The organism is Ruegeria sp. K5 (assembly GCF_056531805.1).
In genome coordinates this window covers 167,996-186,768 of the sequence record NZ_JBQFML010000002.1, presented here as the reverse complement: position 1 = coordinate 186,768, position 18,773 = coordinate 167,996, and the positions used below count along the sequence as shown (strand labels likewise).

General features: G+C 60.8%; 19 protein-coding genes and 1 tRNA gene. 13 read left to right on the top strand and 7 right to left on the bottom strand.

The window, feature by feature from the left end; genetic code table 11:
- Position 1: 1 nt before the first annotated feature.
- The 3 genes from ACR0MO_RS10325 to arsB are packed head-to-tail and all read left to right on the top strand — an operon-like array spanning position 2 to position 3,281.
- Entirely contained in the window at positions 2–1,000 is a 999-nt protein-coding gene (locus ACR0MO_RS10325) for an ArsJ-associated glyceraldehyde-3-phosphate dehydrogenase (protein WP_170521047.1), read from the top strand.
- A complete protein-coding gene (arsJ, locus tag ACR0MO_RS10320) occupies positions 997–2,262 on the top strand; it encodes an organoarsenical effux MFS transporter ArsJ (RefSeq protein WP_480891072.1) in 1,266 nt (421 codons plus the stop codon). The genes ACR0MO_RS10325 and arsJ overlap by 4 nt, the downstream gene beginning before the upstream one ends.
- Positions 2,259–3,281 (top strand): ACR3 family arsenite efflux transporter, encoded by a 1,023-nt coding sequence (gene arsB / locus ACR0MO_RS10315; RefSeq protein WP_480708438.1) that lies wholly within the window; start codon positions 2,259–2,261, stop codon positions 3,279–3,281. Before arsJ ends, arsB begins: the two co-directional genes overlap by 4 nt.
- 2 nt (positions 3,282–3,283) lie before the next feature.
- On the opposite strand, the gene ACR0MO_RS10310 is transcribed toward arsB, so the two are convergent.
- Positions 3,284–3,360 (bottom strand) — tRNA-Arg (locus ACR0MO_RS10310).
- A gap of 138 nt (positions 3,361–3,498) precedes the next feature.
- Here ACR0MO_RS10310 and ACR0MO_RS10305 point away from each other — a divergent pair.
- Both ACR0MO_RS10305 and ACR0MO_RS10300 read left to right on the top strand, forming a co-directional pair.
- Positions 3,499–4,524: a LacI family DNA-binding transcriptional regulator gene (locus ACR0MO_RS10305; RefSeq protein WP_170453439.1), complete on the top strand. Its 1,026-nt coding sequence runs from the start codon at positions 3,499–3,501 to the stop codon at positions 4,522–4,524.
- A gap of 4 nt (positions 4,525–4,528) precedes the next feature.
- A complete protein-coding gene (locus ACR0MO_RS10300; protein WP_170453438.1) occupies positions 4,529–5,743 on the top strand; it encodes a DNA glycosylase AlkZ-like family protein in 1,215 nt (404 codons plus the stop codon).
- A gap of 3 nt (positions 5,744–5,746) precedes the next feature.
- Here the strand turns inward: ACR0MO_RS10300 and ACR0MO_RS10295 are convergent, their stop codons facing one another.
- A complete protein-coding gene (locus ACR0MO_RS10295) occupies positions 5,747–6,445 on the bottom strand; it encodes a fumarylacetoacetate hydrolase family protein (protein ID WP_480891068.1) in 699 nt (232 codons plus the stop codon).
- 640 nt (positions 6,446–7,085) lie between these two features.
- Positions 7,086–7,520 carry a homoprotocatechuate degradation operon regulator HpaR gene (gene hpaR / locus ACR0MO_RS10290; RefSeq protein ID WP_170453436.1) on the bottom strand — a complete coding sequence of 145 codons (435 nt, stop codon included), beginning with the start codon at positions 7,518–7,520 and terminating at the stop codon, positions 7,086–7,088.
- 190 nt (positions 7,521–7,710) lie between these two features.
- Here hpaR and ACR0MO_RS10285 point away from each other — a divergent pair, with 190 nt between their 5' ends.
- Complete coding sequence (locus tag ACR0MO_RS10285) at positions 7,711–8,481, top strand: HpcH/HpaI aldolase family protein (protein ID WP_170623416.1); 771 nt, start codon at positions 7,711–7,713, stop codon at positions 8,479–8,481.
- A 4-nt stretch (positions 8,482–8,485) separates the two neighbouring features.
- On the opposite strand, the gene ACR0MO_RS10280 is transcribed toward ACR0MO_RS10285, so the two are convergent.
- Positions 8,486–9,628: a DUF3095 domain-containing protein gene (locus ACR0MO_RS10280; protein ID WP_170735605.1), complete on the bottom strand. Its 1,143-nt coding sequence runs from the start codon at positions 9,626–9,628 to the stop codon at positions 8,486–8,488.
- 137 nt (positions 9,629–9,765) lie between these two features.
- On the opposite strand from ACR0MO_RS10280, the gene ACR0MO_RS10275 reads away from it, so the two are divergent.
- The 4 genes from ACR0MO_RS10275 to ACR0MO_RS10260 all read left to right on the top strand — a co-directional run bounded on the left by ACR0MO_RS10275 (position 9,766) and on the right by ACR0MO_RS10260 (position 14,296).
- Positions 9,766–10,938 (top strand): MFS transporter, encoded by a 1,173-nt coding sequence (locus tag ACR0MO_RS10275; RefSeq protein ID WP_170735604.1) that lies wholly within the window; start codon positions 9,766–9,768, stop codon positions 10,936–10,938.
- A 22-nt stretch (positions 10,939–10,960) separates the two neighbouring features.
- Positions 10,961–11,998, top strand: a complete 1,038-nt coding sequence (locus tag ACR0MO_RS10270; protein WP_480626507.1) for a glycosyltransferase family 4 protein — start codon at positions 10,961–10,963, stop codon at positions 11,996–11,998.
- Between the two features lie 112 nt (positions 11,999–12,110).
- Positions 12,111–13,133, top strand: a complete 1,023-nt coding sequence (locus ACR0MO_RS10265; RefSeq protein WP_480891065.1) for an aspartate-semialdehyde dehydrogenase — start codon at positions 12,111–12,113, stop codon at positions 13,131–13,133.
- A gap of 254 nt (positions 13,134–13,387) precedes the next feature.
- Entirely contained in the window at positions 13,388–14,296 is a 909-nt protein-coding gene (locus ACR0MO_RS10260; protein ID WP_480872995.1) for an alpha/beta fold hydrolase, read from the top strand.
- A 61-nt stretch (positions 14,297–14,357) separates the two neighbouring features.
- On the opposite strand, the gene ACR0MO_RS10255 is transcribed toward ACR0MO_RS10260, so the two are convergent.
- Positions 14,358–14,894 (bottom strand): SRPBCC family protein, encoded by a 537-nt coding sequence (locus ACR0MO_RS10255; protein WP_170735602.1) that lies wholly within the window; start codon positions 14,892–14,894, stop codon positions 14,358–14,360.
- A 103-nt stretch (positions 14,895–14,997) separates the two neighbouring features.
- Positions 14,998–15,648, bottom strand: coding sequence for a carbonic anhydrase (locus ACR0MO_RS10250; protein WP_170453429.1), 651 nt, complete (start codon positions 15,646–15,648; stop codon positions 14,998–15,000).
- Positions 15,649–15,792: 144 nt separating this feature from the next.
- On the opposite strand from ACR0MO_RS10250, the gene ACR0MO_RS10245 reads away from it, so the two are divergent.
- The 3 genes from ACR0MO_RS10245 to ACR0MO_RS10235 all read left to right on the top strand — a co-directional run bounded on the left by ACR0MO_RS10245 (position 15,793) and on the right by ACR0MO_RS10235 (position 18,362).
- Positions 15,793–16,182, top strand: a complete 390-nt coding sequence (locus ACR0MO_RS10245; RefSeq protein WP_170735601.1) for a hypothetical protein — start codon at positions 15,793–15,795, stop codon at positions 16,180–16,182.
- A gap of 63 nt (positions 16,183–16,245) precedes the next feature.
- A complete protein-coding gene (locus ACR0MO_RS10240) occupies positions 16,246–17,628 on the top strand; it encodes a leucyl aminopeptidase family protein (RefSeq protein ID WP_480891062.1) in 1,383 nt (460 codons plus the stop codon).
- A complete protein-coding gene (locus ACR0MO_RS10235; protein WP_170453426.1) occupies positions 17,625–18,362 on the top strand; it encodes a C40 family peptidase in 738 nt (245 codons plus the stop codon). The genes ACR0MO_RS10240 and ACR0MO_RS10235 overlap by 4 nt, the downstream gene beginning before the upstream one ends.
- Here ACR0MO_RS10235 and ACR0MO_RS10230 read toward each other — a convergent pair.
- The gene (locus ACR0MO_RS10230; RefSeq protein ID WP_170521016.1) at positions 18,359–18,709 is read right to left on the bottom strand and encodes a DUF2794 domain-containing protein; all 351 of its coding nucleotides are present in this window, start codon (positions 18,707–18,709) and stop codon (positions 18,359–18,361) included. The genes ACR0MO_RS10235 and ACR0MO_RS10230 overlap by 4 nt on opposite strands.
- Positions 18,710–18,773: the final 64 nt, after the last annotated feature.

Sequence of the window (18,773 nt, the reverse complement as noted above, 5' to 3'; positions counted from 1 at the left end):
TATGACCACATATGCTGTAAACGGCCTTGGTCGAATTGGAAAACTGGCGCTGAAGCCGTTGCTGGAGAAAGGCGCAAAGATCGCCTGGATCAATGACGCGGTCGGCGACCCCGAGATGCACGCGCATCTGCTGGAGTTCGACACTGTGCATGGCCGCTGGGACGCAACATTCGATCATGACGCCGACAGCGTCACCATCAACGGCACCCGTCTGCCCTTTATCGGCAACAAGGACCTGAGTGCCCTGCCATTGGACGGTGTCGATGTGGTGATCGACTGCACCGGCGTCTTCAAGACCGAGGCGAAGCTGGCCCCCTATTTCGACGCAGGCGTGAAGAAGGTTGTCGTCTCGGCCCCGGTCAAGGACGGCCCGACCGCCAACATTGTCTTCGGGGTCAATGATGCGATCTACGATCCTGCCGCCCATCAGATCGTGACGGCGGCCTCGTGCACGACCAACTGCCTCGCCCCGGTGGTCAAGGTGATCCACGAGAATCTGGGCATCCGACACGGCTCGATAACGACGATCCATGACGTGACCAATACGCAGACCATCGTCGACCGCCCCGCCAAGGACCTGCGCCGCGCGCGGTCTGCGCTGAACTCGCTGATCCCGACCACAACCGGGTCAGCCACGGCCATCACTCTGATCTACCCCGAACTTCAGGGGCGTCTGAACGGCCATGCAGTGCGGGTGCCGCTGTTGAACGCCTCGCTGACCGATTGCGTGTTCGAGGTCGAGCGCGAGACCACGGTTGAGGAGGTCAACGCCCTGTTCAAAACCGCCGCCGAAGGCGAATTGAAGGGTATTCTGGGCTATGAAACCAGGCCTTTGGTGTCGACTGACTATACCAATGACGAACGCTCCTCGATCGTCGATGCACCGTCGACCATGGTGGTGAACGGCACGCAGGTGAAAATCTACGCGTGGTACGACAATGAAATGGGCTATGCCCACCGTCTGGTCGATGTGGCGCTGATGGTCGGGGCCTCGCTGTGACCAACCGGCCCGAGGGACTGTCGGCCTATATCGCGGTCACGGCGGCCTATTGGGCCTTTATGCTGACCGACGGGGCCTTGCGAATGCTGGTGCTGTTGCACTTTCATACGTTGGGTTTCTCGCCCGTGCAGTTGGCGTATCTGTTTGTTCTGTATGAAATCGCCGGGATGGTGACAAATCTGGCCGCGGGCTGGATTGCGGCGCGGTTCGGGTTGACCTCGACCCTTTATGCCGGGCTGGGGCTACAGGTGGCGGCGCTGCTGACAATGACCTTTCTGGACCCGCACTGGACTGTCGCCACATCGGTTGCCTTTGTCATGGTAGTGCAAGGGGCCAGCGGGGTGGCCAAGGATCTGGCGAAGATGTCCTCGAAATCCGCTGTCAAACTGCTGGCCCCAGCCGAGGGCGGCGGGCTGTTCCGCTGGGTTGCCGTGCTGACCGGGTCAAAGAACGCGGTCAAAGGGCTGGGCTTTCTGCTGGGTGCGGCGATGCTGGCAACGCTGGGCTTCATGACCGCCATCGTGGTCATGGCTGTTGTTCTGGCAGTGATCCTGTTCGCCGTCATCCGGTTCATGCCGCCGGGGCTGCCTAAAGGGCGCAAAGGCGCGAAATTATCCGAGGTGTTCTCGAAATCCGCCAACGTGAACTGGCTGTCAGCGGCCCGTGTCTTTCTGTTCGGCGCGCGGGATGTCTGGTTCGTGGTGGGCATCCCGATTTATTTCTACGCCGTCCTGTCCGACGGCACCGAGGATGGCAATCGCGCCGCGTTCTTCATGATCGGCACGTTCATGGCGATATGGGTCATCCTCTACGGCGCGGTACAGGCCAGCGCCCCCAAGATCCTGCGCGCCTCGGACCGCAGCGAGGGTGACCTGATCCGCGCCGCCCGCAGCTGGGCGGCAGGTTTGTTCTGCATTCCTGCGGCTCTAACACTGGCTGTTTTGCTGTCCTCGGGGCCCGAGACGTGGCTAACGATCACGTTGGTCATCGGCCTGCTGGTGTTCGGAGCGATCTTCGCCGTCAACTCATCCCTGCACTCCTACCTGATCCTCGCCTTCACCAAATCTGAGCGGGTCACGATGGACGTAGGCTTTTATTACATGGCCAACGCAACAGGCCGGTTGGTCGGCACCGTCCTGTCCGGCCTCACCTATCAGATCGGCGGGCTGTCCCTTGTGCTTGGCACGGCGGCGGTAATGGTTGCGCTGGCTGCGCTGACATCGGGCAAACTGACCGACCAAACGTCCGAGGCATATTCATGAGCATATTCGAACGCTACCTGACCATCTGGGTTGCCCTCGCCATGGTCGCGGGCGTGGTGATCGGGTTGGCCGCGCCCGGCCTCGTCGGGCTGGTCGCCTCGGCTGAGGTCGCCAGCGTCAACCTTGTGGTCGCCATCCTGATCTGGGCCATGGTCTATCCGATGATGGTTGGCGTCGATTTCGGGGCGGTCGCAGGCGTGGCGCGCCAACCAAAAGGGCTGATCGTGACCCTGGTCGTCAACTGGCTGATCAAACCGTTCACCATGGCGCTGCTGGCGGTGCTTTTCTTCGATTATGTCTTCGCCCCGTGGATTCAGCCCGAGGATGCGGCCCAATACACCGCCGGCCTGATCCTGCTGGGCGCGGCCCCCTGCACGGCGATGGTCTTCGTCTGGTCGCAGCTGACCAAGGGGGATGCGACCTATACGCTGGTGCAGGTTTCGGTCAACGACCTGATCATGGTTGTGGCTTTTGCGCCCATCGTGGCGTTTCTGCTCGGTGTCACCGACATCTCGGTTCCGTGGCAGACCTTGGTGCTTGCTACCGTTCTCTATGTCGTCCTTCCCCTGATCGCCGGGCTGATCACGCGACGCAAGCTGGGCTCGCAACAGGCCATCGATGCCTTCTCGGCCCGGGTCAAGCCATGGTCCATCATGGGCCTGATCGCAACGGTTGTGATCCTGTTCGGCCTTCAGGGGCAGACGATCCTGTCGAAACCGATGGTCATCGTCCTGATCGCCGTGCCGATCCTGATCCAAAGCTATGGCATCTTTGCCCTGGCCTACGGAACCGCCTACGCCCTGAAAGTCCCCCACCGCATCGCCGCCCCCTGCGCGATGATCGGCACATCGAACTTTTTCGAACTGGCCGTGGCAGTCGCCATCAGCCTGTTCGGCCTGAACTCGGGCGCGGCGCTGGCAACGGTCGTGGGCGTTCTGGTCGAGGTTCCGGTCATGCTGTCGCTTGTCGCCTTCGCCAACCGCACCCGCGCGCGGTTCCCAGAGCCAGTAACACCCTAAGCTGGCGACCCCGGCAGGATTCGAACCTGCAACCTGCCCCTTAGGAGGGGGCTGCTCTATCCAGTTGAGCCACGGGGCCGCGCAAGGGTCTCTGTACCTGTGTTTTTTCGGCTTGTCATGGGGTTTACGGCGGGTTTACGGCGGGTTCGTAGAACAGTTGTAAACTGCGCCCTGTTCACGCTACCATCGGGCAAAACAACAACGCAGGTGCCCTCTCGTGAATACTGAAACTAAACGCCCGCTTACCCTTCGCGATGTATCCGAGGCTTCGGGGGTCTCCGAGATGACCGTCAGCCGGGTCCTGCGCAACCGGGGCGACGTGTCAGACGCCACCCGCACCCGCGTTCTGGCTGCAGCCAAAGAACTGGGCTATGTCCCCAACAAGATCGCCGGTGCGCTGGCGTCCAGCCGGGTCAATCTGGTCGCGGTGATCATCCCGTCGCTGTCGAACATGGTTTTCCCCGAGGTTCTGACCGGCATCAATCAGGTGCTGGAAGACACCGAGTTGCAGCCGGTGGTGGGCGTCACCGATTATTTGCCTGAAAAGGAAGAGAAGGTGCTGTACGAGATGCTCTCGTGGCGGCCCTCGGGCGTGATCATTGCGGGGCTGGAACATACCGAGGCTGCGCGGGCCATGCTGGATTCGGCGGGCATTCCGGTGGTCGAGATCATGGATACCGACGGCAAGCCGGTGGACGCAATGGTGGGCATTTCCCACCGTCGCGCGGGTCGTGAGATGGCGCAGGCGATCCTTAAAGCGGGCTATGAACATATCGGGTTCATGGGCACCAAGATGCCTTTGGATCACCGGGCACGGAAGCGGTTCGAAGGGTTTACCGAGGTGCTGGGCAAGCACGGGATCGAGATCGAGGATCGTGAGTTCTATTCCGGCGGCTCCGCTCTGGCCAAGGGCCGTGAGATGACGCAGACCATGCTGGAACGCTCACCCGAGTTAAATTTTCTGTATTATTCCAACGACATGATCGGTGCGGGCGGGCTGTTGTATCTGCTGGAGCAGGGCATCGACATTCCCGGACAAATCGGTCTGGCCGGGTTCAACAACGTGGAATTGCTGCAGGGCCTGCCGCGGAAATTGGCGACGATGGATGCCTGCCGGTTGGAGATTGGTCGCCAGGCGGCCGAGATCATTGCCGAACGGCTTAAAGATCCGAATTCCGAGATCGAAACCCGTGTGACCCTGACCCCCAAGATCAGCTATGGCGATACGCTGAAGCGGCGGTGACCCAATGGCGCTGCGACGGTTAGACAACCGGACGGCGCGGGCGCTGTTTATGGATCGCCACGCGCTGGCCGAGCCACCTGCGGGCGGTGCAAAAGGCGCGGAGTTGCTGGATCTGATCCAGCGGCTGGGTTTTGTACAACTGGACAGCATTAACACCGTCGCCCGCGCCCATGACATGATCCTGTTCTCGCGCAGGCCCAGCTATCGCAGCGGCAACCTCAAACGTCTGTACGAGCGGGATCGGGCGCTGTTCGAACACTGGACCCATGATGCCGCCGTCATTCCGATGGACTACTATCGCCATTGGCATCTGCGATTTCAGCGCGATGCAGCGTTGCTTAAGTCGCGCTGGAAGAACTGGCGCCGGGACGGGTTCGAACAGCAGTTCCAGATCGTTTTGGATCATATCCGCGACCATGGGCCGGTGTCGTCTTCGGATGTCGGGAAGGACGAAAAGAAGGGCTCTGGCGGCTGGTGGGATTGGCACCCGTCCAAGACCGCGCTTGAGTTTCTGTGGCGGTCGGGGGCTTTGACCGTTGTGGGGCGCGACGGATTTCAGAAACGCTATGACCTGACCGAGCGGGTGATCGAAACACATCTGTGCCCCGGACAGCGACCTTGTGACGAAGCGGCGACGGTCGATTGGCTATGCAACGCGGCACTGGACCGGCTTGGCTTTGCAACCTCGGGCGAGTTGGCCGCATTCTGGGATACGGTCAGCCCAGCAGAGGCGAAGAATTGGTGCGCCAGGGGGCTGAAATCAGGTGCTCTGGAAGAGATTGAGATCACCTGTGTGGACGGGCGCGCGCGCAAGCTGTTCGCGCGACCCGACCTGATCGACGCTTCGTATGACCTGCCGCAGCCCACGGGCCGCATCCGGGTGCTCAGCCCGTTTGACCCGATGTTGCGCGACCGAAACCGGGCCGAGCGGTTGTTTGGCTTCTACTATCGGATCGAGGTTTTTGTGCCCGAGGCGAAACGGACCTATGGCTACTACGTGTTCCCCCTGCTTGAGGGCGACAAGCTGATCGGGCGGATCGACATGAAAGCCCATCGGGATGCGGGCGTTTTGCGGGTCAAAGCCATGTGGCCCGAGCGCAAGGTCCGGTGGTCGGACGCCCGCACCCGTCGATTGGACGCGGAACTGGATCGGGTCCGCCGCTTTGCCGGTCTGGATAGGGTCGAGTTTGCGCAGGATTGGCTGAAAGACCCTAAATAGGGTCTATTCTGCGTCTGTCAGTGTCAGGCGAATGGGCTCTAACCCGTCAATCCCGCCTTCGATTTTGTCCCCTGCAACCACTGGCCCGACTCCGGCAGGTGTACCGGTCAGGATCAGATCGCCGGGGCGCAGGTGATAGAAACCGGACAGGTGGCAGATGATCTCATCGATTTTCCAGATCAGCTCTTGCAGGGTCGCGTCCTGACGGACTTCGGAATTGACGCTCAGGTGGATGCGCTTGTCATCGTCGGGCGACCACGTGGCGGCCGGGGTCAGCGGCGCAAAGACCGCACCGTTTTCGACGTCTTTGCCCAGATCCCAAGGTCGTTGCTTGTTGCGCTCGCGGATTTGCAGGTCACGACGGGTCATATCCAGCGCGCAGCCATAGGCGTAGACCGCCTCCCATGCCTGCAAACGGGAGGCCTTGAACACCGGTTTGCCAATCGCAACCGCAAGCTCCATCTCGTGGTGGTAGTTCCCGGTGCCGGGCGGATAGGGCACTGTCGCATCCGCCAAAACGGCGTTTGCGGCGGATTTGGTGAAGTAAAAAGGCGCCTCGCGATCAACCTCATGCCCCATTTCGGCGGCATGAGCGGCATAGTTTCGACCGACGCAAAAGATGCGACCGACCGGGTAAAAAGCCCTTTCCCCGACAACAGGAAGGCCGAGCGTGTCCGGAACCGGAAACAAATAGTGTTGCATGATGACCCCTAATTGCGTGTTCAGAGGCATCTTAGTTAAGACCGCGCTATCGGCAACCGGCGGAAACACGCCTGTTTTTACCAACGCCTTTAGATTGTTTCGGCATGGAACTGCTCAATTCCGGCACACAACCACAGATATGTTCCCTGAATCTGATCAACCCGGTTTGATCAAGTCCAGAGCGTCTATGCTTTTTGACCCCCAGCACAGATCGTTCAAAGGCATGTGTTGCAGGACCACATGCCTGAATTGAAGAATATAGCTTGGAAACCGCGGCTTTCGCACTAGAACACGTGGTATCGAAGCAAAAAAGACATTTGCCGCACGGCACCTGTCGTCGAGACAGGGAAAGACACACATCCGGTCCTATAGAAGACCGGAACAATAGCACGACCAAACTGACTCGAAGAAACCTCTTGCGGACAACCCAACAAGTCTGCAATTGGACGCGACTGTTTCGGAAGGAGCAAGGGCCAAAGGTCTACCCCCTAGACCCCAAACCCCGGTACTGAGCCATTTTCGGTTCTGCACTTTCTGAAACACGGGCCAGGCACAATTCCAGTCCGGGTCTGGCCACCCCGCCGGAGATTTCCCCCTACCATCTCCGGCGGGGTTTTAATGCAAATCGCGAATTTACCCCTTAGCTTTCCAGATCTTTCAGCTCGTTCAACAGATCCAGCAGCATCTCATGCTTGTCCGGGCCAAGCTGGGTGCGGATGCGTTCGGCCTGTTCGACGCTGACGGCCAGATTGGCATGGATCACCTGAATACCGTCGGCGCTGATCTCGACGATCTGGCGACGTCGGTCCTGAGGGTGGCTGCGCCGGACAATCAGCTTCTTCTGTTCCAGCTTTTGCAGAATCCGCGTGAGGCTGGGCAACAGAAGACAGGCGCGTTCGGCAATATGGGTGGGTTCTTGCGGGCCTTCTTCGTTCAGCACCCGCAGGACCCGCCATTGCTGTTCGGTGACACCAGCGTCCACCAGCAATTTCCGAATGGGTCCCATAACCTTTTCCCGCGCCCGCAACAAAGCAATGGGCAAAGATCGCGACGTTAGGGGAAGTTCGTCGGTCATACTGAATCCTCACCTAAATCCAGAAATTGCGCAAGTTTTTGCAGTTGAAATTCGTGATACCAATCGATCTGGCATTGTTTTGTTTAATGGGATGAGGCGGCTAATTCGCGGGGAAAAGAAGTAGAACTTGACCCCGGCCAATTGGCGGAATTCACTGACACCGCAAGAGCCTGAAACAGGAGTGTTCCCAATGCCCGCCCCACATAACCCGTTCAAACAGGCTCTGACACAGGGCAAACGGCAGATCGGCTGCTGGATGAGCTTTGCCGAACCAATCACCGCCGAGATCATGGGAACCGCCGGTTTCGATTGGCTGGTCATCGATGGAGAACACGCGCCCAATGACATCCGCTCAATCCGGGATCAGTTGGTGGCGCTGGCGAACAGCCCCTCGCATCCGGTGGTGCGTGTGCCCGTGGGGGAAACCTGGCTGATCAAGATGGTGCTGGATGCAGGTGCGCAGACCATTCTTGTGCCCATCGTGGAAAGCGCCGAACAGGCGCGCGCGCTTGTCCGCGCCTGCACCTATCCGCCCGAAGGGGTGCGTGGTGTCGGGGCAACCTCGGCGCGGGCGACGATGTATGGGTCCGTCAAAGACTATATCCAGACCGCGGATCAGGAAATCTGCCTGCTGGTGCAGGTGGAAAACCGCGCCGGGATCGCGGCGCTGGACGAGATTTTGCAGGTCGAGGGTATCGACGGGGTGTTCATCGGCCCCGCCGATCTGTCCACGGATATGGGCCACCAAGGCAACAGCGCCGCGCCCGAGGTTCGGGCGGTGATCGCAGACGCAATGAAACGGATCAGGGCTGCCGGCAAGGCTCCGGGCATTCTGGGCACGAATGACGAGGCGACCTCGGCCTATCTTGAGATGGATCCGGCGTTTCTGGCCGTGGGCATTGACGTGATGCTACTGGCACAGTCTGCGCGCGCACTGGCGGCACAGTGGAAGCCGGAATAACCGCTTAGCCGCGCATGACCGCTGCGGCCTGCGCATATCCACCGGATGCACCATCGACAAAATGCACATGGTCGTCGCGCGTGGCTGCAGGGACAAAGCAGGTCATCATCGCCTCATCCTGAGCGTGCAGGCCATATCTGATTTTGCCCCGCCCGCGCGCCTCTTCCAGCATGTGTTCGATCTGGGCCAGCGTCGCCGGGTCGCAATCCAGCGTCATTTTCAGCCCGTCATCGAATTTGCGGAAATCGGCGTTGCGGCTGACCATATGCCTGTAATGACCAGGTTCGAACTGTCCCATGCGTTTGCCGGTCCAGAACAGCATCGCGATCAGCAGGTTCTGCCCCAGCAGCATCAGCTTTTGCGTCAACAGGTTCCGCCCGGCGCGGGACACATGAGCATCCAAGCCCACATCCGGGGGCGGCCAGGTCATGGGCGGGCCGGGCTCGGGCACCGGATGGCCTGCACGGTCCAACCCGTCCGAGGCGCGCAAAACCGATTGCGCCAGATCGGAAAAGTCGCTTTCGGTGGCGCTTGCCGTCGGCTGCACCACGACCGACACGATGCGACCATGCTGCGCCGGGCTGTTGGACCAGCGACAGGACAGGCCGGTTAGATCCGGCTGGCTGCCCGGGTCGGCCATCGGCACCTCATGCACACCTGCTTTCATCTGCGCCTCGGCCCAGGCCAAACCCCCGCCCGTGAACATGGCATAGTCCACCCCGTTCGAGGGCGCATAGCGTGCCACGCGCAAATCCTTGCCCGCCTTGCGCAGCTCGGCCACCGGCACCAAGGCGGCGCGCAAGGGCATCGAGAATTCCTCCTGCGCCCAGCGCCGCAGGTCAGACAGTGTAGTGCGCGCGGTATCCGCTGCGCTGGGTGGCACCGCAAATCCGGCCCCGTCGCCACCAAAGACATAGGGAAACAGCTTGCCGTCCATGGCGTTGATCATGCCCGAGATTACCGCCGCGCCGACCATGTTGACCGTCTTGTAGCGCCCGCGCGCGATCTCTCCGGTCGAATCGACAATATCGGCGACGCCCAGAATCCAGTCATCGGGAACGGGTGCGAAGGTCGACGGGTCTGCCAGCCGGTTAAAATCCCGCAGCAGCGGAAGGTTTTCATAAAACGCAGAATGGAGGTCTTTCATTGTCCCCCTCAAATTGGCTTGACCCAAAAGCTAGCTCAAACGTGATCGAAGTCCGCCCTCTGCAACATTCTACACGCGCTTGTGCGTTTTGCCACGACGTGCCAAGGATTGGTGCCAAGATGTGAAGGGGATGTTACATGAAGTCAGGGCTGGTTGTACTGTGTCTGGCTTACGTCCTCAGCCAGTTCTTCCGCGCGTTTCTGGCCGTGCTCAGCCTGGATCTTGAGAAGGATATCGGTGCCACGCCCGAGGATCTGGCCTTTGCCTCGGGCCTTTGGTTTCTGGTCTTTGCCGCCATGCAGTTGCCCGTGGGCTGGGCGCTGGACCGGGTCGGCCCGCGCCTGACCGCCGCCGCTCTGCTGCTGGTGGGCGGTGCTGGCGGGGCGGCTGTGTTTGCCGCCGCATCCTCGGCCTTTTATATCAGCGTTGCAATGGCGCTGATCGGGGTCGGATGCTCTCCGGTCCTGATGGCGTCTTACTTCATCTTTGCCCGCGAATACCCGCCTGCCCGGTTTGCAACCCTTGCGGCGGTGATGCTGGGTGTGGGGTCGGTGGGAAATCTGGTCGCCTCTTACCCCACCGCGCTGGCGGTCGAACTGATGGGCTGGCGCGCCACCCTGCTGGGGCTGGCGGTGATCTCTGCCGTGATCGCCCTTGGCATATGGGTCAGCGTTAGCGACCCGGCCAAGGTCGAGACCGAGCATAGGGGATCAGTTCTGGACCTGTTGAAGGAACCCGCCTTGTGGCTGATCCTGCCGCTGATGCTGGTGGCCTATGCGCCCTCTGCCGCGCTGCGGGGATTGTGGGCCGGGCCGTATCTGAACGACGTCTTCGGGCTCAGCACCACTCAGATCGGGACCGCAACTCTGATCATGGGATCGGCGATGATCGGCGGGACCTTTGCCTACGGGCCGCTGGATCGCATACTGGGCACGCGGAAATGGGTGATCTTCGGCGGTAATGCGCTGGGGGCAGCGGCGCTGGGTATGCTGTGCCTGTGGATCGACAGCGCGATATGGGTCTCGGTCCTGCTGCTGGCGGTCATTGGGTTTCTGGGGGCCAGCTTTCCGGTGATCATGGCCCATGGCCGGGCTTTTGTGCCGCCACATCTGGTGGGGCGCGGGGTCACCTTGCTGAACCTCTTTGGCATCGGCGGGGTTGGGATCGCGCAATTCGTGACCGGTCGCATCCATGCGGCCAATACCGCCGCCGGAGCCACCGCGCCTTATCTGGCCATCTTCGGCTTTTTCGCCGTGACCCTTGCCATTGGCTGCGTGATCTATCTATTCAGCCGGGACAACGTGGATTGATTTAGAACCGGAGGGACGGCCCGTGCAGGATATCGAGGTGATCGCACCCAACCTGAAACACAGCCTGTCCGGGGTCACAACCACGGTCATCCGCCTGCTGCCGATCCAGAAAGAGATGATCGGGATCGTCGCCACCGGCCCCGGCCTGCCGGATGACCTGCCGCATATCCGCCTGATCAAGGTTCCGTTCCTGTCCAACCGCACTCGCCGGGTCTGGCACGCGCGGCGCAATACGGAAATGCTGATGGGCCTGTTTCTGCGCAAGGTCCTGCGGCGCAATCTGAAACTTCTGTTCACCTCTGCGGCGCAACGGGATCATTCCGGGTTTACCAAGAAGCTGATCTCGCAAATGGATGCCTTGATCGCGACAACGCCGCAGGCAGCCTCGTTCCTGCAGCACCCTTCGACGGTGATCATGCATGGCGTGAACACCGAACTGTTCCACCCGGCGACCGACAAACAAGCCCTGCGCGACAAGCTGGGCCTGCCCAGCGGTACGCTGATCGGCTGTTTCGGACGCATCAGGCCACAAAAAGGCGTCGATCTGCTGGTCGACGCCGCGCTCAGCGTTCTGCCCAACCATCCCAACGCCCACATCATCTTCACCGGTCGCGCCACCAGCGAATTCGAAGCCTTTCAGGCCGAGCAGGAAGCCAAGCTGCAAGCCGCTGGCTTGTGCGACCGTGTCCATTTTCTTGGCGAACGCCCGTGGGAGGAAATAGTCGAGACCTATCGTGCCCTCGATCTGTTCGTCGCCCCCGCCCGCCACGAAGGGTTTGGTCTGACCCCGCTTGAGGCGATGGCCTCGGGCGTGCCCGCCATCGCCTGCCATGGTGTGGGCGCGTTCAGTGCCCAGATCAAGGACACTGAGACCGGACGGCTGGTTGAAAAAGACAACGCCCCGGCATTGGCCGAGGCGCTGGATCAGATGCTGTCCGACCCGGCCCAACTGGCCACCGCCGGACAGGCCGCACGCGCCCATGTGGAACAGAATTTTCGAATCGAAGGCGAGGCCGAAGCCATCGTAAAGGTCTACCGCTCTCTGCTGGATGCGGAATAAGCGCAGCGAACCGCCTCAAATCCGCGTCAATCGGTGAAATACCCTGCGAAAGCCCTTTTTTCTTCGCTGCAACGCGGCTATGAACGCGCGTCCTTAACTTTGGAGACATGAAATGGGCTATCGCGTCGTCGTCGTCGGCGCCACGGGTAACGTGGGCCGCGAAATGCTGAACATCCTGGCGGAACGCCGGTTCCCCGTGGACGAACTTGCCGCTCTGGCAAGCCGCCGTTCGCTGGGCACTGAGGTGACTTTTGGCGACAAGACACTCACGACCAAAGACCTGGACACCTTTGATTTCACCGGCTGGGACATCGCCCTGTTTGCCGTAGGCTCTGCCGCGACCAAGGATTATGCGCCCAAGGCCGCTGCGGCGGGCTGCGTGGTGATCGATAACTCGTCGCTCTATCGCTACGACCCGGACATTCCGCTGATCGTGCCCGAGTGCAACCCGCAGGCGATCCACGATTACAAGAACAAGAACATCATCGCCAACCCCAACTGCTCGACCGCGCAGATGGTCGTCGCGCTGAAGCCGCTGCATGACCGCGCCAAGATCAAGCGCGTTGTCGTCTCGACCTACCAGTCGGTGTCCGGTGCGGGCAAAGAGGGTATGGACGAGCTGTGGGACCAGACCAAAGCCGTCTACAACCCGATCAACGAGGTTGAGCCGAAGAAGTTCCAGAAGCAGATCGCCTTCAACGTCATCCCGCAGATCGACGTCTTCATGGAAGACGGCTCGACCAAGGAAGAGTGGAAGATGGTTGTCGAGACCAAAAAGATCGTCGATCCGTCGATCAAGGTCACAGCCACCTGCGTCCGCGTGCCTGTGTTCGTTGGCCACTCTGAAGCCGTGAACATCGAATTCGAGGAATTCCTGGACGAAGACGAAGCCCGCGACATCCTGCGCGAAGCACCGGGCATCATGGTGATCGACAAGCGCGAGGCCGGCGGCTACGTCTCGCCCGCCGAATGCGTCGGCGATTTCGCCACCTTCATCAGCCGCATCCGTCAGGACTCGACCGTCGAGAACGGCATCAACCTGTGGTGCGTCTCGGACAACCTGCGCAAGGGTGCTGCGCTGAACGCGGTGCAGATCGCGGAACTGCTGGGCCGTGAGGTTCTGAAGAAGGGCTGAGCCCACTGAAGGATCAAGGACTTTGAAACAGACCCTGCCACTTCGGTGGCGGGGTTTTTTTGTGCGGTATGAGCGAATTCAGGCCTATGTAACCACTTCGCGACAAAACGCTATTGCCGGGCAGCAGAGAAAACCCAGTTTTCGGTGGTCACTTATTCCCCCTGCTTTCAGCAACTTGCATGCCCTGCCTTGTTTGATATTCAGCAAATCATCCAAATCGGTTTCTCAGCGCCCGCCGCGAAACAGGAGGCACAATGTCCTGGTCAGAACTGCATTTCGTCGAGGCCGGTAAGCTTGAAATTGCTTATCATGAGTTCGGTCCAACCGATGGTAAGCCGGTCATTCTGCTGCACGGCTTTCCCTATGACGTGCGCTCTTACGATCCGGTTGCACCGGATCTCGCCGGACAGGGGTTTCGGTGTTTTGTGCCGTACTTGCGCGGCTACGGTCGAACGCGGTTTCTGTCCCCCGACACGATGCGTTCAGGGCAACAGGCAGCAATCGCCGCTGATTTGCTGGCCTTCATGGATGCGCTGAGGATCGAACGTGCAACGCTTGGCGGCTATGACTGGGGTGGCCGGGCCGCCTGCATTGTGGCCGCGCTTTGGCCGGAACGCGTCAGTGGTTTGGTCAGTTGCGGCGATGGCTACAACATTCAGGACATTCCAAACGCATGGAAACCGGCATCGCCCGAGAAAGAAGCCCGCTACTGGTATCAGTATTATTTCCACACCGACCGCGGGCGTACGGGTCTGATTCAGCAGCGGTATGATCTGTGCCGCCACATATGGTCCCTTTGGTCGCCCAGTTGGGCGTTCGATGAAGTGACGTTTGCAACCACCGCCGCATCATTCGAAAACCCCGATTTCGTGGACATCGTGCTGCATTCCTACCAACACCGCTATGGCGGGGTTTCGGGTGACCCCGATTACAACGAGATCGAGCAGCTTTTGACCGGGCAACCCGACATCACGGTCCCCAGTATTGTTTTGTTGGGGCGCGACGATGGGGTTGAGCCTCCGTCTGACGAAGACCTCGATCAGCGCCACTTTATCGGCCCATACCAGCGCCGGATCATCGACGGAGTCGGCCACAATCTGCCGCAGGAAGCCCCGCAGGCGTTTGCGGCGGCGATCTCAGATTTGCGGGCCACGGCTGACTGAACGGATTCTGGTGGCGGGCGGTCAGTTTCTGACGGGCAAGCCGCGCGCAAAGCTGGTTCTGTCACCCCTGCCCCTCGACCAGTGCCTTCAGGTTGGTTAATCCGCGCTCATAATCTCCGCCGACCCAGCCATCCATCATCAGCCCCATCCAGCGCGTCATCGGGTTCAGGCCCAGATCAGATGTGAAGCCCCAAGTGACCAGAGTCTGCCCGCCTTCGGGTTGCAGGGTAAACGACGCCGTAGCCGTGCCCATCGGGCCGAAATCCAGCGCTGTCTGGACGCTCTGGTTCTCGACGCTTTCCACAATCTCTTGCGAGCCGGTACCGACCTGCGGGTGGTCCGACGCCCAGTTCAGAGTATTGCCGACACCCGACGCTGGCCCGGAATAGGACAGCTGGGTTTCGGGATCGCGGTGCAGCCAGGGCGACCATTTCTCGGTCTTTTGCATGGAATTCACATAAGGAAAGATCGCCTCGGGCAGTGCGTCGATGGTGATGCTGCGGGACACTTCGGCCTTGCCGGGCAGCAGGTAAGAGATGCCCACAAGCGCCAGAACAAGCACGATCAGGCTCAGAACAATGCGTTTAATCCATTTCATAATATGCTCCGGAGATTGCGATCAATGACCTAAGCATACCGGAATACAACTGAAAACCAGACCCTGAACTGCACCTGATGCCTGCGCTGGCGGTTCGGCGCTGTCAGACCGGCACGAATCTCTTCTGGTGCGGATCGAAACACTCCAGCCCGCCCGCACCGATATCCGTCCAGAGCCCGTGCAGGCTGAGCGTGTCGTCTTCGACCGCTGACGCCACAAATGGGAAGGTCATCAGGTTCTCCAGCGACGCCACAACCGCCTGCCGTTCGAACTGGCGGGCCTGGTCGGCGCTGTCTTCGATATCTGCGACCAGATCATATTTGGGCTTCAGGATGTCCATCCAGCGGCCGACAAAGCTTTCCTTGGCCTCAAGTTGCGGGGCCTGCCCCTTGCACATGTCGATACAGCCCTGCACACCGCCGCATTGCGAATGCCCCAACACGATCAGATGCGCCACTTTCAGGGCCGTCACGGCGTATTCGATGGCGGCGCTTGTGCCATGATGGTCGCCATCGGGCGCGTAAGGCGGGACAAGATTGGCGATATTGCGGTGAATGAAGAACTCACCCTGATCCGCCCCGAAGATCGAAGTCACATGCACCCGGCTGTCGCAGCAGGAAATCACCATGGCTCGGGGGCGCTGCCCCTCATCCGCCAGACGCCGATACCAGACCTGATTTTCGGAATATGTCGTCGCCTTCCAGCCGTGATACCGTTTCACCAGATAGGTTGGCAAAGGTTTGGCTATATCCATTTCGGTGTTCCTGTCTTCAATTGCTTAGGCCGCTGTAAACTGAATTCAAGGAAAATTCGAGCCATTATCCGAACTCCGCGCAAGGATTTGCAAAGAATTTCCCGCCAAACATCAGGCCTACGCCGTGGGGGCGACTGAACTAGGGTGAATGTGGTGGATAAGATACTCACACTTGAACATAAGGAAACCGTGCGACTGGACCCGGATCGCCTCAGCGGGCTGTACCGGCAACTGGGCGACAAGAACGCGTTGGATGTGCTGTGCCGCACGGTCGAGGAACTGGCCGTGCGCCTGTCGAATTGCGAACGGTTCTGGCGGCAGCGCGATTGGGAGAACCTGCGCAAATGCTCGAAATCGCTGGTGGCGATCGCCGATCAGGTCGGGATGACCGCACTGGCGCGGGTTGCGGGCGACGTGGCAGGCGCGGTCGATGCCGGGGATGCGGTGGCGGCTGGCGCAACGCTGGGGCGGCTGATCCGCGTGGGTGAGCGGTCGTTGACCGCCGTTTGGGATCAGCAGGACCTTTCCGTCTGACGGGGGTTGCGGGCGGGTCGCAGGTGGCTAGTCTGGGCGCAAATTCAATCAGCCGAGACGCCCATGACCCTAAGCTTTGCCCCGCCCTCTGACGCTTCTGTTCCGCTGCATGTGCTTGGTCAATCCGATCTGGACGGATGGCTTCAGGACCAGCCGGATCATGTTCGTGATTGGGTGGAGGTGAACGGGTTCACCGGTGCAATAGGTCAGGCGCTTTTGGTGCCGGGCAAGGATGGCCGGGCCGGGTTTGCGCTGGCGGGCTATGGAACGCAGGCCAAACGCGCCCGCAAACGGTTCCCTCTGGCCGCCGCTGCCGAGGCGCTGCCCGAAGGCACGTATCACCTCGGGTCCGATGTCCCGCCCGATCAGTTGGAGATGGAGTGTCTGGGCTGGCTGCTGACCGGCTATGCGTTTGACCGCTACGCCAGCCAATCTCCGGCCAAGGCGCGTCTGGTCGCGCCGGATACTGTAGATGCCGCGCGGCTTGAGGCGATGGTCAATGCCGAGGCGCTGACCCGCGATCTGGTCAACACCCCGGCCTCGGACATGGGACCCGACCAGTTGCAACAGGCGGCGGAAGCGCTGGCGCAGGAGTTCGGGGCGACATGCAGCACCATCACCGGTGATGCGCTGCTGGAGCAGAATTTTCCGATGATCCACGCAGTTGGCCGCGCAGCGGATCAGGCCCCGCGTCTGATCGAGATGGGCTGGGGCAACAAAGGGCCCAAGCTGACGCTGGTCGGCAAGGGTGTGTGTTTCGATACGGGTGGTCTGAACCTGAAACCCGGTGCCTCCATGGGTCTGATGAAGAAGGATATGGGCGGCGCGGCGAATGTGCTGGGGCTGGCCCGGATGATCATGGAGCTGAATCTGCCGCTGCAACTGCGGGTGCTGATCCCGGCGGTTGAGAACGCGGTGGCAGGCAACGCCTTCCGCCCCGGTGACATCCTGACCTCGCGCAAGGGTCTGACGGTCGAGATCAACAACACCGATGCCGAGGGGCGGTTGGTGCTGGCCGACGCGCTTGCGCTGGCGGATGAGGGGCAGCCGGATCTGGTGATCTCGATGGCAACCCTGACAGGGGCCGCGCGCGTGGCCGTCGGCCCGGATCTGGCCCCGTTCTATACGGATGACGATCAGGCGGCGGCGGCCCTGACGCAGGCCGCGCAACGCTCGGCCGATCCGGTCTGGCGGATGCCGTTCCATACACCGTATGAGGCGATGATCGAGCCGGGGATCGCCGATCTGGACAATGCGCCCTCGGGTGGGTTCGCGGGGTCCATCACCGCCGCCCTGTTCCTGCGCCGCTTTGTCGAAAACAGCGCTTATATGCATTTCGACATCTATGCATGGCAGCCCAGCAAGTCGCCCGGACGCAGCAAAGGCGGTTTGGGCCAAGGCCCGCGCGCCGTGCTGGGTGCACTGCCGGAGATATTGGGCCTGTGACCCGCCTGCGCGTCATCCGACCCGTCATTGACCTGCTGCGCAGTCCAGACGGCGCGCGTGACCGGCAATTGCTGTTCGGAGACACCGTGCAGGTCGCCGAAGAACAAGACGGGTGGAGCCGGATCACCGCCGACAAAGATGGCTATCCCGGCTGGGTCCGGTCTGCCCAATTGGGGCCGGAGGTGCCGCAGACCCACCGGATCACTGCTCTCGCAACCCATGCCTATGAACAGGCGGATATGAAAACCCGCGATCTGGCCTCGCTGAGCTTTGGCAGCACCGTGCATGCTCTGTCGCAGACGGACAGGTTTCTGGAAACCGAGTTGGGATACATTCCAACGGTCCACACTGCGCCGATCTCGGACATTCAAACCGACCCGGTGGCCGTGGCCGAGCTGTTTCTGGGCACGCCCTATCTGTGGGGCGGCAACAGCCGGTTCGGGATCGACTGTTCCGGGCTGGTTCAGGCCGGGTTGCTGGCTTGCGGTATCGCGTGTCCGGGTGACAGTGGCGATCAGGAGCAGGCAGTTGGCACTGCGCTACCTGATGGCACACCGCCCCAACGCGGCGACCTGCTGTTCTGGAAGGGTCATGTGGCATGGGTTTCAGGGCCGAACATGCTGTTGCATGCGAACGCGTATCACATGGCAGTGGCCTATGAGCCTATGGATCAGGCAATCGCCCGCATTCTGGCCCAAGGCGACGGGCCTGTGACAGCCCACAAAAGGCTCTAATCCGGCGAAACCGAGCGGATCAGCTTACGCTCCAGCACCCTCAGTACCGTGCGCAGATCATGGCCGCGTTTCAGGATACGTCCGTCCATACCGACAACCGAATACATCCCTTGTTTCTGCCGCAGGCGTGGGTGCTTTTCGATGCGATAGATCGGATGTTCCGCCGTGCGCCGGAAAATCGAGAAAATCGCCATGTCACACAGGTTGGAAATTCCGTAATCGCGCCATTCTCCGGCGGCGACCATCCGGCCGTATACGGACAGGATATGGGACATCTCGCGCCGGTCGAACGCGACGGGCATCTGGGCCGAGTTTGCAGAAAACCGGCTGGGAGGCTGCATGTTCATACCCCAAGCCTTGCCGGAAATCGCGCCCGAATCAAGCCTGTTGCGCTGCTATGCTTCAATTCGT

What these genes read in the sequence shown, in the direction of transcription:
- ACR0MO_RS10325 (WP_170521047.1), top strand. Translation starts at nt 2, where the DNA reads ATGACCACATATGCTGTAAACGGCCTTGGTCGAATTGGAAAACTGGCG.
- arsB (WP_480708438.1), top strand. Translation starts at nt 2,259, where the DNA reads ATGAGCATATTCGAACGCTACCTGACCATCTGGGTTGCCCTCGCCATG.
- ACR0MO_RS10300 (WP_170453438.1), top strand. Translation starts at nt 4,529, where the DNA reads ATGGCGCTGCGACGGTTAGACAACCGGACGGCGCGGGCGCTGTTTATG.
- ACR0MO_RS10295 (WP_480891068.1), bottom strand. Translation starts at nt 6,445, where the DNA reads ATGCAACACTATTTGTTTCCGGTTCCGGACACGCTCGGCCTTCCTGTT.
- hpaR (WP_170453436.1), bottom strand. Translation starts at nt 7,520, where the DNA reads ATGACCGACGAACTTCCCCTAACGTCGCGATCTTTGCCCATTGCTTTG.
- ACR0MO_RS10285 (WP_170623416.1), top strand. Translation starts at nt 7,711, where the DNA reads ATGCCCGCCCCACATAACCCGTTCAAACAGGCTCTGACACAGGGCAAA.
- ACR0MO_RS10280 (WP_170735605.1), bottom strand. Translation starts at nt 9,628, where the DNA reads ATGAAAGACCTCCATTCTGCGTTTTATGAAAACCTTCCGCTGCTGCGG.
- ACR0MO_RS10275 (WP_170735604.1), top strand. Translation starts at nt 9,766, where the DNA reads ATGAAGTCAGGGCTGGTTGTACTGTGTCTGGCTTACGTCCTCAGCCAG.
- ACR0MO_RS10265 (WP_480891065.1), top strand. Translation starts at nt 12,111, where the DNA reads ATGGGCTATCGCGTCGTCGTCGTCGGCGCCACGGGTAACGTGGGCCGC.
- ACR0MO_RS10260 (WP_480872995.1), top strand. Translation starts at nt 13,388, where the DNA reads ATGTCCTGGTCAGAACTGCATTTCGTCGAGGCCGGTAAGCTTGAAATT.
- ACR0MO_RS10255 (WP_170735602.1), bottom strand. Translation starts at nt 14,894, where the DNA reads ATGAAATGGATTAAACGCATTGTTCTGAGCCTGATCGTGCTTGTTCTG.
- ACR0MO_RS10250 (WP_170453429.1), bottom strand. Translation starts at nt 15,648, where the DNA reads ATGGATATAGCCAAACCTTTGCCAACCTATCTGGTGAAACGGTATCAC.
- ACR0MO_RS10240 (WP_480891062.1), top strand. Translation starts at nt 16,246, where the DNA reads ATGACCCTAAGCTTTGCCCCGCCCTCTGACGCTTCTGTTCCGCTGCAT.
- ACR0MO_RS10230 (WP_170521016.1), bottom strand. Translation starts at nt 18,709, where the DNA reads ATGAACATGCAGCCTCCCAGCCGGTTTTCTGCAAACTCGGCCCAGATG.